Raw genomic sequence first — 15,839 nt, forward strand, 5'->3', positions numbered from 1 at the left:
CCGAAAAAACGGAAATCCGATTGTTCTAGGTGCAGGCGTTTTTGCCATTGCGAACAATCCCTGCCCACTGAAGGCAATCTAGTAGGAAATTGGGATTTAATCGCACTCCTCTATTGACAAATAAACCCGCCAAGATATAAGTACAATCCTTGGTTTTACACCTTTTATTAAGCAAAAAGCCGTCTTGGCCCTTCGGGCCTTATCGCAGTGAATAAAAAGCCGTTTCTCAGATTGACCAAATAAGCGATTATTTGTGCACCAGAGGACTGTTTCGACGATGCCACGCTGCATAAAAACGAAAACGATCCATCTCGCTTACCGCGGTTTTTGCTTTCCCCCGCCATACGCCTGCCATGGATTCTTATCTGCCGTTGTAGATATTGCATATAAAAAAAAATTATACGAAAGGGGGTCTGAATTTCTCATGTAGTGGCCGGGTATCTGCGCCCTGTCACGAGCGTACGAACCACCGCATTGCTGTCACAAAATTGCTGTCACAAACCTCAATCATTAACCGGTAGCTGATAAGGAGGTAACGTTGAGCTTCGAATTCTACAAGGAATCGTATGCAGGTGCGATTAAGGCGATCTCCATCGGTAAAGGCGACAAGGCCATTACCGTTGGTGGCGAAACCTGCTATCCGTTTTACCAGTTTGAGGGGGAAATGCCCCACAAACCGCGGATTGCCATGGAAATCTGGGATATGGAGCCCGAGGAGTGGCCGGCAGCCGCCTTGGAGCCGTTCAAGGATGTGATTTCGGATCCGGCTGCATGGGCCAAAAAATGCGTCGCGGAATACGGTGCCGAGATTATCGTGCTGCAGCTCAAGAGCACCGATCCCAACGGTACCGACGCCAGTCCGGCGGATGCCTCTGCCACGGTCAAAAAAGTGCTGGCCGCCATCGATGTTCCCCTGGTGGTCTGGGGCGTGGCCAACCACGAGAAAGACGAAGCGGTCTTCAAAAAGATCGCCGAAGATGTCCAGGACGTGCAGCTGACCCTGGGACCGGTGGAAGATAAAAACCACAAAGGCATCGGCGCCGCAGCCATGGGTTACGGCCACGCCATCATCAGCTCGTCTCCCATCGACGTCAACCTGGCCAAGCAGGTCAACATCCTGCTGGAAAACCTGGGCATGCCCATGGACCGAGTGATCATCGACCCGACCACCGGCGGTCTGGGATACGGCATGGAGTACAGCTATTCGGTCATGGAACGCCTGAGAATGGCCGCCATGGCCCAGGGCGACGACAAGCTGCAGATGCCCATCATCAACAACCTGGCCAACGAAGTCTGGAAGTGCAAGGAAGCCAAACAGACCGTTGAAGAAGCCCCGACCCTGGGGGACCCGGAAAAACGCGGCATCCTCATGGAAGCCGTAGGGGCCGTTACCTACCTCATGGCCGGTTCGGACATCCTCATCATGCGACATCCCGAATCCATCCGCCTGGTCAAGGCCTTTATCGACCTGGCCATGGACGGCGGCAGTGCTGCCGACATTGATCCCATCGCCAAGCGGCTGGAAGGCGTCTCCGTTGACCTGGCCGCCCTGGCTCCGGAACCGGATCTGACCGTCGAAGAAGAGAAGAAAGCCGCCAAACCGGCTGCCAAGGCCGCGCCGAAAGCCGCTGCCAAGCCGGCTGCCGCCGCTGCAAAACCCGCCGCCAAACCGGCTGCGGAGAAGAAAGCCGAACCTGCACCGGCCGCTGCCCCGGCCGCACCTGCGGCAGATCCCGAAGCCGAAGCCAAAGCCAAAGCCGAAGCTGAAGCCAAGGCCAAGGCCGATGCTGCCGCCAAAGCCGAGGCCGATGCCAAGGCCAAGGCCGATGCTGAAGCCAAGGCCAAAGCGGATGCCGAAGCCAAAGCCAAGGCCGATGCCGAGGCCAAAGCCAAAGCGGAAAAGGAAGCCGCAGCCAAGGCTGCCGCCGAACGCGAAGCCGCCGAAGATGCCCTGCGCCAGAAGCGTGCCGCCGAGCGCGAGGCACATGCTGCCAAGCGTGCCAGCGGCGAAACGGAAAAGGCCGTCTCCATGACCGCCGCCGCCGTCCAGAAAACCGAATACGAAAAGATTCTGGACAAGCTCAACTGGGTGCATCGACGCATCCCGCTGTATTAATTTGTTAACCTTTGCCGAAATCAATACGAGGAGGAACCTCTGATGGCAGAAATCAAGAAACCCGTCGCGAAAAAAGCCGCGGCCCCGAAGTTGGCCGATCCCATCGCCGCAACCATCGATCCGGCCAGTCAGGAAATGATCGCCCGGGCCCAGAAAATGGGCATCGACACGGTGTTCGACCGCGCCGTGCAAATGAAACCCTGTAACATCGGAATCCAGGGCATCTGCTGTAAAAACTGCGCCATGGGCCCCTGCCGCCTGCCGCTGCCCAAGGGCGGCATCGAAGGCGAAGACACCCGTAAGGGCCTGTGCGGTGCCACGGCCAACACCATTGCCGCGCGTAACTTCATCCGCATGATCGCCGGCGGCGCCTCCGCTCACTCCGATCACGGCCGCTGCGTGGCCGAGGTGTTCATGAGCGCGGCCCGCAAGGAGACCGAGGCTTACAAGATCAAAGACACCAACAAGCTGCTGCAGATCGCTCCCTGGCTGGAAGTCGCCACTACCGTCGAGGAGGACGGCGAGGTCAAGGACCGCGACATCGACGAGATCGCCCTGGAAGTGGCCGAAAAGGCCCTCAATGAATGGGGCAAGTACGAAGGCGAGTTGCTTTTCGCCAAACGCGCACCTGCGCCGCTGTACGAGAAATGGAAGAAAAACGGCGTGATTCCGCGCAACATCGACCGCGAAATCGTCGAAATCATGCACCGCACCCATATGGGCGTGGACCAGGACTACAAAAACCTGATGAAGCAGGGCACCCGCGCCGCCATCGCCGACGGCTGGGGCGGCTCCATGCTGGCCACCGACCTGCAGGACGTGCTCTTCGGCACCCCCTACCCCCTGCAGTCCGAAGCCAATCTGGGCGTGATGAAGGAAGACCACGTCAACATCGTCGTCCACGGCCATGAACCGGTACTCTCCGAAATGATCGTAGCGGTATCCCAGAAGCCCGAGATCATTGAATACGCCAAGTCCAAGGGCGCCAAGGGCATTCAGCTCAGCGGTATCTGCTGCACGGCCAACGAAATCCTGCAGCGCCACGGCATCCCGTCGGCCACCACCTTCCTGTCCCAGGAACTGGCCATTATCACTGGCGCCTGCGACGCCATGGTGGTCGATATTCAGTGCATCATGCAGAACCTGGCAAATGTGGCCAAATGTTTCCACACCAAGCTGATCACCACCCACCCCATCGCCAAGATGGAGCAGGATAACGTGATCCACATCGAATTCGATGAGCATTACGCCCTTGAAGACGCTGAGAAGATCGTCAAGATGGGTATCGACAATTTCGCCAATCGCGGCAGCGAGGTGATGATCCCCCGCCATAAATGCACCCAGGTCGCCGGTTTCGGTGTGGAATCGATCCAGTATCACCTGGGCGGCACCTTCCGCGGTAACTACTACACCCTGAACGACAATATCATCAACGGCCGTATCCGCGGCATCGCCGGCGTAGTGGGATGCAACAACGCCCGCAACCGCCACAACGAAGCCCATATCGAGGTGGTCAAGGAACTGATCAAAAACGACGTCATCGTCCTGACGACCGGCTGCAACGGCATCGCCTGTGCCATGGAAGGGCTGCTGACGCCCGAAGCCGCCGCCGTGCATTGCGGTCCGGGCCTGGCCGAGGTCTGCGAGGTCGTGGGTATCCCGCCGGTCCTGCATCTGGGCTCCTGTGTGGACAACAGCCGGATCCTGCTGGCAGCCACCGAAGTGGTCAAGGCAGGCGGACTGGGCAAGGACATCTGCGATCTGCCGGCCGCCGGTAGCGCGCCCGAGTGGATGAGTGAGAAAGCCATCTCCATCGGCCACTATTTCGTCGCCTCCGGTATGTATACGGTATTCGGCGTGACCCTGCCCACTTCCGGTGCACCGGTGTTCCACAATTACATTTCCGATGAGCTGGAAAAAATTTACGGCGGCAAGTGGGATATCGAGCCCGACCCGATCAAGCATGCTCAGATGATGATCGCCCACATCGACAAGAAACGCAAAGAACTGGGAATCGACAAAGCCCGGGAACGTGTGCTCATGGATATGGCCGACCGCCAGGCGCTGGAAGCGTAATTGATTTTCAACCAGATCCTCAACGAAGGAGGAATACGATATGTCTAAATTAGTCGCATTTGCTGCCATTCAGGGTGGATACAAGGTGGTTTCCAGCACTGAAGGCCTTTACCGCAAAGCAATGGCTACCTACAACGCCGACACCAAGATCGGGTTTCCCAACACGGCCTACTACCTGCCGGTGATCTACTCGCTGACCGGCATGAAGGTCGAGACGCTGGAAGACCTGAAAAAACCCCTCGAATTTGCCCGCGGCCTCCTGCCGCCGCACATCAAGGGGAAACACCATCTGCCCTACCTGGGTCCCCTGCTGGACGCCGGTATGGCCAGTATTTTCTGCTACGAGATCATGGAAGCCCTGCGCATCCTGGAGCAGCCGGATTTCTACATTCCCGAAGAAGATCCGGACATCGAAGCCGGCAAGCTCTGGGTCGGTCCGGCCGACGATACCATCCTGCGGAAACGCGGTGTGGAATTCGTCGACGGTTCGGCTCCCGGATTCGCCGCCATGGTCGGCGCCGCACCGAATAAAGAGATCGCCAAGGATATCGTCGAAGAGTACCAGAGACGAAGCCTTTATATCTTCTGTGCGGCCAGCCACAACGGCACCACCCTCATTGAGCAGTTGCTCGATGCCGGCGTCCAGATCGGCTGGAACACCCGTATCGTTCCTTTCGGCCCGGACATCTCCTCGGCCGTATTCGCTCTCGGTTTCGCCAACCGCGCCGCCATGGCTTTCGGTGGCGTGAAACCCGGTGATTACAAGAAAATCCTGCTCTACAACAAGGATCGTATTTTTGCCTTCGTCAACGCTCTGGGCGATGTGGGCACCGAGTGGGGCGTGGCTGCTGCCGGCTGCGTCAACTGGGGTTTTCCGACCCTGGCCGATACCGACATTCCCGAGATCCTGCCCACGGGTATCTGTACCTACGAGCATGTGGTCGCCAACGTGTCCCACGAGGAAATGTGCCAGCGTTCCGTGGAAGTCCGCGGCTTGAAAACCATCGTCTCCGACATCGAAATCCCCTGCGCTTTTGGTCCGGCTTACGAGGGCGAGCGTGTACGCGGCGCCGACCTGTATGCTCAGTGCGGTGGCGGCAAGACCCAGTGCACCGAGTTGGTGAAGATGGCCGAGATGAACGAGATCGAAGACGGCAAGGTTATCGTCGATGGCCCGGATGTGGGCGACCTTAAGGAAGGCGACACCTTTCCCATGGGGATCTTCATCCAGGTGGCCGGCCGCGAGATGCAGCCCGACTTCGAGCCTATCCTGGAACGCCAGATCCACCACCTGATCAACTACATCCAGGGCATCATGCACATCGGTCAGCGTGACATCTCCTGGGTGCGCATCAGCAAGGCCGCCATCGAGAAGGGCTTCACCCTGAAAGACATCGGCGTGGTGCTGCATGCCAAGTTCCATCAGGACTTCGGCAAGATCCTCGACAAGGTCCAGGTTACCCTGATGACCAAGAAGGAAGACGTGGAAAAACTCACGGCTAAGGCCCGCGCCGAGTACAAGACGCGCGACGAGCGTGTCGAGAAGATGACCGACGAGGATGTGGAGATCTTCTACTCCTGCACCCTGTGCCAGTCCTTCGCGCCCAACCACGTGTGTTCGGTCAGCCCGGAACGGACCGGCCTGTGCGGCGCTTACAACTGGATGGACTGCAAGGCCTCCTACGAGATCAACCCCACCGGCCCCAACCAGCCCATCGAAAAGGGCGAGTGCATCGATCCGGTGCTGGGCCAGTGGAAAGGCGTCAACGACTTTGTTTACAAAGCCTCCCGCGGCGCCGTGACCCACTACAACTTCTACTCCATGGTCATTGATCCCATGACCACCTGCGGGTGCTGTGAGTGCATCGCAGCCATGCTGCCCTCATGCAACGGGGTCATGACCGTTAACCGTGACTATGCCGGCGAGACTCCCTGCGGCATGAAGTTCACCACCCTGGCCGGCGTCATGGGCGGTGGTGCTTCCTCACCGGGATTCGTGGGCCACTCCAAGTTCAACATCACCCAGAAGAAGTTCATCAAGGGTGACGGCGGACTGAAACGCATGGTCTGGATGCCTAAAATCCTCAAGGAAGAAATCAAAGAGCGTCTGGACAGATTCGGCGAGGAGAATGGTATTCCAGGTTTTTATGACATGATCGCAGACGAAACCGTGGGCATCACCGAGGAGGAGATCCTGCCCTACCTCCAGGAAAAAGGCCACCCGGCCCTGTCCATGGATCCGCTGATTGGTTAATCAGGTTTAGACGGGCCGGTCCCTGGCGTCCGGCCCGTCGAGCCATAGCAACCGATTCCCCGGTCACGCCAGCCGGGGAATTGCCCATACAGATAAGGAGAAGAGTATGGCATTAACCGGTATTCAGATTTTCAAACTGCTGCCCAAGACCAACTGCAAGGAGTGCGGGGTACCCACCTGCCTTGCCTTTGCCATGAACCTGGCATCCGGTAAGGCCGAGCTGGACAGTTGCCCCTATGTCTCCGATGAAGCCCGTGCCCAACTCTCCGAGGCCTCAGCGCCGCCCATCCGTCCTGTCGTGGTCGGTGCCGGTGTACGCAAAGCCACTACCGGAGGCGAAACCGTCCAGTACCGCCATGAAAAAACCTTCTACAGCCCCACCCTGCTGGCCGCCCAGGTAGGCTCCGACATCTCCGCCGGTGACCTGGAAGCCAAACTCAAGGACTGGAATGCTTACCAGTTCGAACGGGTGGGGTTGAACCTGCGGCCGGAACTGGTGGCCGTCAAGGATGTAAACGGCGATGCAGCCGCCTTTGCTGCCGTGGCCAAACAGATTGCCGATACCTCCGAGTTTAACGTGATCCTGATGACCGAAGACGCCGACGTAATGAAAGCCGGCGCGGAGGCTTGCGCTTTTAAACGCCCCCTGCTCTTCGGGGCCACGGAAGCCAACGCCGACGCCATGGGTGCCATCGCCAAGGACAACGACCTGCCCTTGGGCATCAAGGCCGATTCCATCGATGCGCTGACCGCCCTGTCTGAAAAACTCACCGGCATGGGTCTCAAGGACCTGGTGCTGGATCCCGGATCACGGGAACCCAAGCAGGCCAACGAGGACATGATCGCCATTCGCCGGGCTGCCCTGAAGGACGGCAACCGGGCCGTGGGTTTCCCCACCATTGCTTTTCCCTGCGAAATGGCCTCCAACCTGGATGCGGAAACCATGCTGGCTGCCATGTTCGTGGCTAAATACGGCAGCATCGTGGTCATGTCCGACTTCGCCGGCGAATCGGTCTTCCCCCTGCTGCTGGAACGGCTCAACATCTTTACCGACCCGCAACGGCCTATGACCGTCACCGAGGGCATTTACCCCATCAACAACCCGGATGAGAATTCACGCGTGCTGGTGACCACCAACTTTGCGCTGACCTACTTCATCGTTTCCGGTGAAATCGAGGCCAGCAAGGTACCCACCTGGCTGCTCATCAAAGATTCCGAGGGTCTATCCGTTCTCACCGCCTGGGCCGCCGGGAAGTTCGCCGGCGACGATGTGGGGATGTTTGTCAAGAAAAGCGGCATCACCGACAAGATCAAACATCAGGAAATCGTCATTCCCGGCTATGCCGCCGCCATCGTGGGCGACGTGGAAGAGGAACTGCCTGGCTGGACCATCACCGTGGGTCCCCGGGAAGCTGCGCACATTCCTGGATTCCTCAGAGCGTAACCGCTATGTGATCTAACGGTCAGGATCGTTGGCAACCGCCTGGTCCTGACCGTCGTTTCCTGGCCGGATTGCCGGCCATCAACGTTGGCAATTGCGTCATTCGTGGCCGGAAAACTGGCCGGAGCATGATGCCGAGAAAAAGAAAGGAAGGGAGTATGCTACTTATCGGCGAGAGTTTGAATGTTATTTCCAAAAAGATCGGTCGGGCCTTCAAGGAGCGCGATCCCAAACCGATCCAGGAAGAGGCCCTCTTCCAGAAGGAAAAACGGATGGACTACATCGACATCAACCTTGGTCCTGCCAAGAAAGACGGCCATGAGTTGATGCCTTGGGTGGTCGAAGTGGTCCAGGATGTTGTTCCCGATTTGCCCCTGGCCCTGGACACCTCCAACATTGACGCCATCGAAGCGGCCCTGAAGGTGGTCAAGCCGGTGCCCAGCGGGACACCGCACATCATCAACTCCATCATGTGCCGCCCCGAGCGTTACGAGCGCATGGTGCCCATGGCGGCCGAGTACAACGCCGACTTCGTGGCCCTGATGTGGGGTCCCGATGGTCTGCCCCGGGACGAGAACGAACGCGCCGCCCTGTGCGTGGAATTGCTTTACTTTGCCAACGAAGCCGGCATCCCCAACGAAAAAATCTGGGTGGACGGCATCGTGACACCGGTGAACATTCAGCAGCCCCAGGCCATCAGCCTCATGGAGTTCCAGAAGATGATCCCGGACATGGCCCCCGGCGCCAGAAGCACCTGCGGCCTGTCCAACATCTCCAACGGACCGCCCGATCACCTGCGTCCGATTTTGAACCAGACTTACACCGTAATGTTGATGAAATGCGGTATGGAGTCGATCATCACCGATCCTCGCGATGAACAGCAGACTGCTATTTGCAAGGGCGAGCGCCAGGATGTCGTGGACCTGATCTACGGCATGCTGGACGGCAACGAGCCCGACCGCGCAAGCCTCTCCAAGGAGATGCTGGACTACGCCAAGACCGTGGACGTCATCCTCGGAAAGACCCTTTACTCCGACTCCTGGTTGGAAGTTTAGGCGTCCAGCGCAATACCTCTGTTTTGCAATGAAAAGCCCCTTCCGTATGGAGGGGGCTTTTTTTATTTTCTGGCGGCGCAAATGGCGCCATGGTCAAATTTGAAATTTCAAACCATCAGTGTCCCGGCATGCGCATTTTAACAGAGTGCTCGGATACCGCCCGGGTCCGGTCCGAAAACATCTTGGCACAGGTCGGGCAATAGGCATGGGTCTCTTTCACGTGGGGATGGGGTGCGGTGCGCTGTTCGATGAAATCCATGAAGCGGGTGGTGGCAAACCAGCGTCCACATCCTTCGCAACGCTCCAGCGGATGTTTGCCGACGACTTCGTCCCGAATCATCACCGAGCGAACGTTTTCATGGTCCTCCACCCGGATGGCACCGGTGGGGCAGATATTGGCGCAGGTGCCGCAGCCGATGCAGCGATCCGGTTCCGGTATCACAAAGTTGACGTCGTCGATTTTCTTCATTTTCAACGCACTGGCCCCGACGACCTCTTTGCAGACCCGCACGCAAAGCCGGCAGCGAACGCAACCGTCCGGCGGCGTTCCTAAATCCACACCGTGTTCCCTGGCCATTTGCCGCAGCCGCGCGGATTGGGGAGCCATGCGCAGCAGATTTTGAAAGGCCTTGGTCCGGGCGGCCTCCACAATGGGCCCCGTGGTCTTGATTTCCAGCCCGTCCTTTACCTTGAGAATACAGGACAGCATGGCGATTTGCCGGCCGCTGCGGCCGGTCACCTCCACCGCGCACAATTTGCAGGAACCGGACGGTTTCAGGGCCGGATGGTAGCACAGGGTCGGAATGGAAATGTTGTTGGCCCGGGCGACCTGCAGCGCCGTCTTTCCTTCTTCGGCTTCGTAGGTCTGCCCGTCGATAATGATGGTGGTCATGAGTTGATCCTTTACAACCGCTTGATCGGTTTTTCGAAATCGTCAATCGTGTACGGCATCCTGAAGATCGGTAATGTATTCCTGGAGGTAGTGCAGTTCGGCAGTCAATTCGCCCACGTGGTGCTTCACCAGATCGGAAATGGTGAGCATGCCGTCGATTCTCCCGTCTCTGACCACCGGCAGGTGACGGATATCCGCCTTGATCATCATGGCCATGGCGCTGCTCACCAGATCGTCAAGCTGGGCCACGATCAGGTTATCGGTCATGGCCTCCTTCAGGGGCATTTCCCGGAAAAGCCGATCCCGCCAGGCTACATGGCACCGCAGCACGTCCCTCTCGGTAAAAATTCCCACCGGCATGTCGCCATCCATGACAATCAGCGCCGATGCCTGCTGCTCTGTCATACGTACAATGGCGTCTTCGGCGGTTTGCCTGGCATCAATGGTGTGCACGGCCCGGCTCTTTCCCGCCATCACATCCCGAACGCGCATGTCTTTATGGCTCCTTTACGAAAGACCTTGGGAACGTTTCACTCGTCGATGCGTCGCAAACAATCCTGGGGCAGCCGGTGGGTGCCTTTGCCTTCGAGACTCACTTCCACCAGCGCATCCGGATCATTGATGGCCGTGTCCGGATCGGTGATGATGCCGTGAAGGCCGATAAAGCGATCCATGTATGTCTCCCAACTCTCATCGCTGCTGCGCTGAAATACTTCTACTTTTTCCCCTCTGCGGAACGCCATGGCGCCTCCTCTTTAAGAAACAAACCGAACGAAAGAAATTCCAAATACCAAATACCAAATCTCAAAAAAATTCCAATATCCAAATCTCAAACGACATGGCTTCATCAGGTTCGGAAATTGTGGTTTCGGTCATTGGAATTTGTTTGTTATTTGTGATTTGGGTTTTGTGTTTTTTGCCTGATCCAACAGCAGGAAAAAAAACACATCCGATTCAGCGGCTTGACGGTTGCCCGAACATCCTTACACAGGCAGGGTGTCCACATTGAACCGCGCCGTCTGGCTCCGGGCACACGCTTCGCAAAGGACCTGTTCGCCGGTCGTCTGCCCAACCGATTTCACCCGCTTATTGATGAAATCCAGATATTTTTTCGGTCCCATGGCTTTTCCGCAAGAGCTGCAGAATACCAGTTTCTGCCGGTTTAAAATGGTACCGCAAAGGATCAGCAGCCGTTCGTCGCCGCGATCTTCGATACGAATGGCATTGTTGGGGCAGTTGGCGGCGCAGGCGCCGCAAAGAATGCAGCGCTCCTCGGTAGCCCGCAAATCGGTGTGGCCGGGGTGGTCGAAATCCAGGTAGCCCATTTCCAGAGCGCTGATCCCCATCTTGTCCCGACAGACCTCCACACACTTGCCGCAGCGACGGCAGATATCGCACCGCAGACATCGGCGGGCCTCCTCGCGGACCATATTTTCGGTGTACCCCAGTTCCACCTGCTGAAAGGTCGTTCGCCGGCGATCCAGGTTCAGCATGTCCATGGTCGGCCGCTTGATCACCATTTTGGTGCTGGCCGGCAGCTCGGTACAGGCCTCCCGGCCACGGCGGACGGGAACCGGCGGCATCTGTGGCTGGGGAATTCCCAACAGGTAGCGGTCGATGGATTCTGCGGCCCGCTTGCCACCGCCGATGGCTTCGATCACCGTGGCCGGTCCGGTAACGGCATCGCCGGCGGCAAAAATGCCCTCGACGGCGGTTTCCATGGTTACCATGTTCACATCGATGGTCCCGCGCCGGGTCCATCCCATCCCTTTTAGATCCCCCATGCAGTGCTGGTCGACCTTCTGGCCGATGGCGCTGATTACCACGTCGGCATCCATGACGTACTCGCTGCCCAGAACCGGAACCGGGGACATGCGGCTGCTGCCCTCCCGCTGCACCAGTTCAGCCCGCACACATTGCATTCCAGTAATGCGGCCGTCCTGGCCAACGATCTTGCCGGGAATGGTGAGAAAAGAGAAATGCACGCCCTCTTCCTCGGCCTGCTCCACTTCTTCCTCGTCGGCCGGCATTTCATGTCGCGTCCGCCGATAGGCGATGGTCACTTCGGGAGAACCGAGACGCAGGCAGGTTCGGGCCGCATCGATGGCCACATTGCCGCCGCCGACCACGACCACACGCTTTCCGGGCACCCGCCGTTCACCCAGCGCCACCCGGCGTAGCAAGTCAATGGCCTCCATGGTCTGCGGAAAATCGGCTTCTCCGGGAATCCCCAATTGATATGCCTTGTGGGCGCCGATGGCGAAGAAGAAGGCCTCATATCCCTCGGCTTTCAGGTCATCCAAGGTCACGTCTTCGCCGAAGCGCGTGTTAAACGCAAAGGTGACGCCTAGTTCTTCCAGCATGGCCACCTCCCGGTCGATCACCTCCCGGGGCAGGCGGTAGCGCGGAATGCCCACCATGATCATGCCGCCAGCCATGGGCAGGGCCTCGATGACATGAACGCCGTAGCCTTTCAGGGCCAGATAGTACGCCGCACTCAATCCGCCGGGGCCGGCGCCGATCACGCATACGCGCTTGCCCCGATCCGGCTCTTTTTCCGGATTGCGATAACTGCCTTCCGACATGGCCCGCTCGGCGGCAAAGGCTTTGAGAAATTTGATGGAGACCGGCCGGTCGATGCGGCCGCGCACACACATGAATTCGCAGGGCCGGGTGCAGACCAGACCGCACACCCAGGGAAAGGGATTGTCCCTACGGATGACATCGATGGCTTCGGCGTCCCTTCCCTCTCCGATCAGGGTTACGTAGGTCGGGACATCGATTCCCGCAGGACACGCCATCTGACAGGGTGCCGGCGTCAACCATTCGCAGGTTCCGGTAGGACAGTTGTGGGTTTTCACATGGCTGTCGAAAACCTCGCCATGGGTATCCAGGGTCTGCTGAAGCTGCGTGGCCAGGCGATGCCCTTCAGGTTCGTCGGCATCGCCAAGTAAATCCTGGATCAATGTCTGAACGGCTGGCATGTGGTCATTACCGGCCCGCCCCCAGGCGACATCGTCCAGCAGGCTATGAATCTCTTCGGCAATTCTGCGGCTTCGGGGAGACGTCAGCCCACCCTGGCGAATGACTTCGTCAACAAAATGGATGCTTTCCGTGACCGGGCATTGGCTTGCAGGCATGCGTGACCTCTTGTCACCCGCTGCCCTCCGGGACGAAAATCAGTGTCATAACCGAAGAGCGTTTTGAGAGAAGCCAACTTCCGGTCATGAGTGGAGCGGTCCTTCCGGGATGCGCCCGGAAGGACCTGGAGGGAGGGGGTTGGGTGTTTGGAACATCGTTAAGTAAATGAAGTCGTCAGTTAAAACGCACTGTGCTCCAAAGATGCGACACTCTGGGCGTGGCGTTCCCGACGGATCTGTGTCATGTCTTCCACTTTGCCGAACTTCAGGCAATGTGAGGTACAGGTGGTCACGCAGGCAGGCTCCAGCCCCTGGTCCACACGATCCATGCAGTAATCGCACTTGACCACCTTGCCGGTTTCCGGATTCCACTGCGGCGCCCCCCAGGGACATGCGGAAATACAGGTTTTACATCCAACGCAAAGGTTCTGGTCCACAAATACGATGCCGTCGCTGCTGCGCTGCTGCATGGCACCGGTGGGGCAGGCGGCCACACACCAGGGATTTTCGCAGTGAAAACAGGGCATGAAAATGTAAGCGGCACGTGGGAGGCCACCGATCATTTTCGGACCGATCTGAATGATCTGGCACAGTCGCGGCCCTACGGGCAGATTTTTGTTGGCCTTGCATTGAACTTCGCAGGCATGGCAGCCGATGCACTTTTTGGTGTCCTGGAACAGATAGTATTTGCTCATCGTCCTCTTATCCTGTTGCACTTGCGGTTGCATTCACCGCAGCTTCAATGGTGAACAGCAGAAAATCAGGCGGCTTTCACGTCAACAAAGGTATCATGATACGCGGGACTGCCTCCGACTTTATCGAATATGTTTTCCTGCAAGGCCGCATCGCTTACGCCCCTGTTGTAGGAGCGCTCCGCACCCTTGGCCTGATGCCCGAACCCATGCAATAGAAACACGCAGTCAGGATGGATCAGGTCGGTCACATAGGCGCGGATCTGACCCTTGTGACGACTGGAAGAAATTTCCACCACGTCCTTGTTGGCAATGCCCAGTTCGGCGGCTTTGCCGGTATTGATCCAGAGTACGTTCTCGCCGCACAACTCGTTAAGGTATTCCACATTCTGGGTCGATATGTGGGTGTGCAGTGCATTGCGGCCGGTCACCAGACGGAACTTGCCGGACTCGGGCGCAGGCATGGGTTCGTAGGCTGGGAAGGATGCAAACCCGGCATCTTCCAGCAGCGAGGATTTGAACTCGATTTTCTTTGACGGAGTCTTGAATTTAATGCCATCCTGCCGGTCCCAGAAAATCTTCTGCTTTCCGTAGGCCACAAACCCCTTGGCTTCGAAATCCTCCATGGAAAACCCCGTGCCCTCGAGTTGCCAGCGGACCAGATCGTCCATGCTTTCATAGGGGAAATAATGGCCGGTACCAATGCGCTCGGCGATCTGCTTCAGGATCATGGCCCCCTCACGGGTATCGTAGCGGGGGGCGACGGCCTGACGCCGCAGAAACATCTGGGGCTTGAGCCCGTTGGCCTGCTGGATGCAATCGGTGCGTTCCAGATAGGTGGACTCGGGCAGGATCACGTCGCTGTACCAGGCGATATCGCTATAATTGATATCGATGGTAACGATCAGATCCAGCTGGTCCAAGGCCTTGCGGGTCAGCTCGGTATCGGCGATCGACATCAGGGGCTCGAAGCGGAAATTGAACAGGGCCTTGATGGGATAAGGATCGGCGTTCATAATGGCATAAGGCAGCCGGTGAGGCACCCCGTGGGCCGGGTCGGGTAGTGGGAAATCGGGTGTTCCCACCTTGTCGAAACGCGGCACCTCGATTTTGGGGAAGTCCTGCTCGACCAGTTTTCGCGCCGCCTTGCCGCCGACTTCACCGGGACCCTTCTTAAAAAAGAGTCCCCCTTTTGCCTCTACAGACCCCATCAGGGCGTTCAGCATGAGAATCGAGCGGCGCAGGTAGATCTCGTTGGTATGACTGGCCCCACGGTAACCGTAGTGAAATGCCACTGCCGGCCGGTCCTTGGCAACCTCGCGGGCAAAAGCGACAATTTGATCAGCGGGAATGCCGGTCTCCGCCTCCGCCCACTGGGGCGTATACGGCTCGACGAATTCCCGAAGCTCGGCCAAACCATGCACCCAACGGTCCACATACTGGGCATCGTAAAGCCGCTCATTGAGGATCACATGCATCAGGGCGTAATTGAGGGCCAGGTCCGAACCGGGCCGAATCATCCAGTAGCGATGCGCTTTGGTGGCGGTTATGGATACACGTGGATCGATGTAGGTCATCTTGGCCCCGTTCTCCAAAGCCTTCATCAGGTTGTTAACTTCTTTGACCGAGATGGCTTCGAAAATGTTGCGGCCGTAAAGAACAATGTGCCGGGTATTGCCGTAGTCGACACCGATCTGTCCATCGGTGTAACCGAAAAGTGAACGGCAGGCCGTATTCACCGACCCCTTGCACAGGGCGTCATGGGTAAAATGGTTGGGAGAGCCGATGGCTTTTAAAAAGGTTTTGCTCACATGGGTAGCCAGTTGGGTCCGCTCGCCCAGAACGACACTGTGCCCCCCATATTGATCGATAATCCCCTTGAGTTTTTCACCTACATAATCCAGGGCCTCGTCCCAACTGGCCTTTCGCCAGTTTCCCGATCCCCGGTCGCCGACCCGGATCATAGGGCTCTGCACCCGCTGGCGGTCATACAACAGGGAGGTGCCAGCGGCACCTCGGGGGCATAAACTGCCCTCCATGCCCGCAACGTTCGGATTGCCTTCGATCCATGTCACCTGTCCATCATTGACCTTGACTTTGATGGGGCAGCGAACCGAACACATAAAACAAAGACTGTAGACTTCCTTTTCCATGCCTTGCCTCCAGAAAGCAG

Annotated in this window: 11 protein-coding genes; 5 read left to right on the top strand and 6 right to left on the bottom strand. The window is 57.9% G+C overall.

Features of this window, described 5'->3' with window-relative positions; translation table 11 throughout:
- Window positions 1-538: 538 nt before the first annotated feature.
- From GN111_RS14075 to GN111_RS14095, 5 genes are all read left to right on the top strand, one after another.
- On the top strand, window positions 539-2,116 hold the full coding sequence (locus tag GN111_RS14075) for an acetyl-CoA decarbonylase/synthase complex subunit delta (RefSeq protein WP_155304357.1): 1,578 nt from the start codon (window positions 539-541) through the stop codon (window positions 2,114-2,116).
- Window positions 2,117-2,158: 42 nt separating this feature from the next.
- Window positions 2,159-4,192: an anaerobic carbon-monoxide dehydrogenase catalytic subunit gene (cooS, locus tag GN111_RS14080; RefSeq protein WP_155304358.1), complete on the top strand. Its 2,034-nt coding sequence runs from the start codon at window positions 2,159-2,161 to the stop codon at window positions 4,190-4,192.
- 40 nt (window positions 4,193-4,232) lie between these two features.
- Window positions 4,233-6,446: an acetyl-CoA decarbonylase/synthase complex subunit alpha/beta gene (gene acsB, locus GN111_RS14085; protein ID WP_155304359.1), complete on the top strand. Its 2,214-nt coding sequence runs from the start codon at window positions 4,233-4,235 to the stop codon at window positions 6,444-6,446.
- 106 nt (window positions 6,447-6,552) lie between these two features.
- The gene (gene acsC / locus GN111_RS14090; RefSeq protein WP_155304360.1) at window positions 6,553-7,890 is read left to right on the top strand and encodes an acetyl-CoA decarbonylase/synthase complex subunit gamma; all 1,338 of its coding nucleotides are present in this window, start codon (window positions 6,553-6,555) and stop codon (window positions 7,888-7,890) included.
- Between the two features lie 155 nt (window positions 7,891-8,045).
- A complete protein-coding gene (locus GN111_RS14095) occupies window positions 8,046-8,942 on the top strand; it encodes a dihydropteroate synthase (protein WP_155304361.1) in 897 nt (298 codons plus the stop codon).
- A gap of 115 nt (window positions 8,943-9,057) precedes the next feature.
- Here the strand turns inward: GN111_RS14095 and GN111_RS14100 are convergent, their stop codons facing one another.
- From GN111_RS14100 to GN111_RS14125, 6 genes are all read right to left on the bottom strand, one after another.
- Window positions 9,058-9,834 (bottom strand): 2Fe-2S iron-sulfur cluster-binding protein, encoded by a 777-nt coding sequence (locus GN111_RS14100; protein WP_155304362.1) that lies wholly within the window; start codon window positions 9,832-9,834, stop codon window positions 9,058-9,060.
- Window positions 9,835-9,876: 42 nt separating this feature from the next.
- Window positions 9,877-10,326, bottom strand: coding sequence for a CBS domain-containing protein (locus GN111_RS14105; RefSeq protein ID WP_155304363.1), 450 nt, complete (start codon window positions 10,324-10,326; stop codon window positions 9,877-9,879).
- Window positions 10,327-10,364: 38 nt separating this feature from the next.
- The gene (locus GN111_RS14110) at window positions 10,365-10,577 is read right to left on the bottom strand and encodes a hypothetical protein (protein WP_155304364.1); all 213 of its coding nucleotides are present in this window, start codon (window positions 10,575-10,577) and stop codon (window positions 10,365-10,367) included.
- 240 nt (window positions 10,578-10,817) lie between these two features.
- Entirely contained in the window at window positions 10,818-12,974 is a 2,157-nt protein-coding gene (locus tag GN111_RS14115) for an FAD-dependent oxidoreductase (RefSeq protein WP_155304365.1), read from the bottom strand.
- A gap of 179 nt (window positions 12,975-13,153) precedes the next feature.
- Entirely contained in the window at window positions 13,154-13,669 is a 516-nt protein-coding gene (locus GN111_RS14120; RefSeq protein WP_155304366.1) for a 4Fe-4S dicluster domain-containing protein, read from the bottom strand.
- 65 nt (window positions 13,670-13,734) lie between these two features.
- Window positions 13,735-15,819: a molybdopterin-dependent oxidoreductase gene (locus GN111_RS14125; RefSeq protein WP_155304367.1), complete on the bottom strand. Its 2,085-nt coding sequence runs from the start codon at window positions 15,817-15,819 to the stop codon at window positions 13,735-13,737.
- Window positions 15,820-15,839: the final 20 nt, after the last annotated feature.

The organism is Desulfosarcina widdelii (assembly GCF_009688965.1).
GTDB classification, from domain to species: Bacteria; Desulfobacterota; Desulfobacteria; order Desulfobacterales; family Desulfosarcinaceae; genus Desulfosarcina; species Desulfosarcina widdelii.

What these genes read in the sequence shown, in the direction of transcription:
- GN111_RS14105 (WP_155304363.1), bottom strand. Translation starts at nt 10,326, where the DNA reads ATGCGCGTTCGGGATGTGATGGCGGGAAAGAGCCGGGCCGTGCACACC.
- acsB (WP_155304359.1), top strand. Translation starts at nt 4,233, where the DNA reads ATGTCTAAATTAGTCGCATTTGCTGCCATTCAGGGTGGATACAAGGTG.
- GN111_RS14120 (WP_155304366.1), bottom strand. Translation starts at nt 13,669, where the DNA reads ATGAGCAAATACTATCTGTTCCAGGACACCAAAAAGTGCATCGGCTGC.
- GN111_RS14100 (WP_155304362.1), bottom strand. Translation starts at nt 9,834, where the DNA reads ATGACCACCATCATTATCGACGGGCAGACCTACGAAGCCGAAGAAGGA.
- acsC (WP_155304360.1), top strand. Translation starts at nt 6,553, where the DNA reads ATGGCATTAACCGGTATTCAGATTTTCAAACTGCTGCCCAAGACCAAC.
- GN111_RS14095 (WP_155304361.1), top strand. Translation starts at nt 8,046, where the DNA reads ATGCTACTTATCGGCGAGAGTTTGAATGTTATTTCCAAAAAGATCGGT.
- cooS (WP_155304358.1), top strand. Translation starts at nt 2,159, where the DNA reads ATGGCAGAAATCAAGAAACCCGTCGCGAAAAAAGCCGCGGCCCCGAAG.
- GN111_RS14110 (WP_155304364.1), bottom strand. Translation starts at nt 10,577, where the DNA reads ATGGCGTTCCGCAGAGGGGAAAAAGTAGAAGTATTTCAGCGCAGCAGC.
- GN111_RS14115 (WP_155304365.1), bottom strand. Translation starts at nt 12,974, where the DNA reads ATGCCTGCAAGCCAATGCCCGGTCACGGAAAGCATCCATTTTGTTGAC.
- GN111_RS14125 (WP_155304367.1), bottom strand. Translation starts at nt 15,819, where the DNA reads ATGGAAAAGGAAGTCTACAGTCTTTGTTTTATGTGTTCGGTTCGCTGC.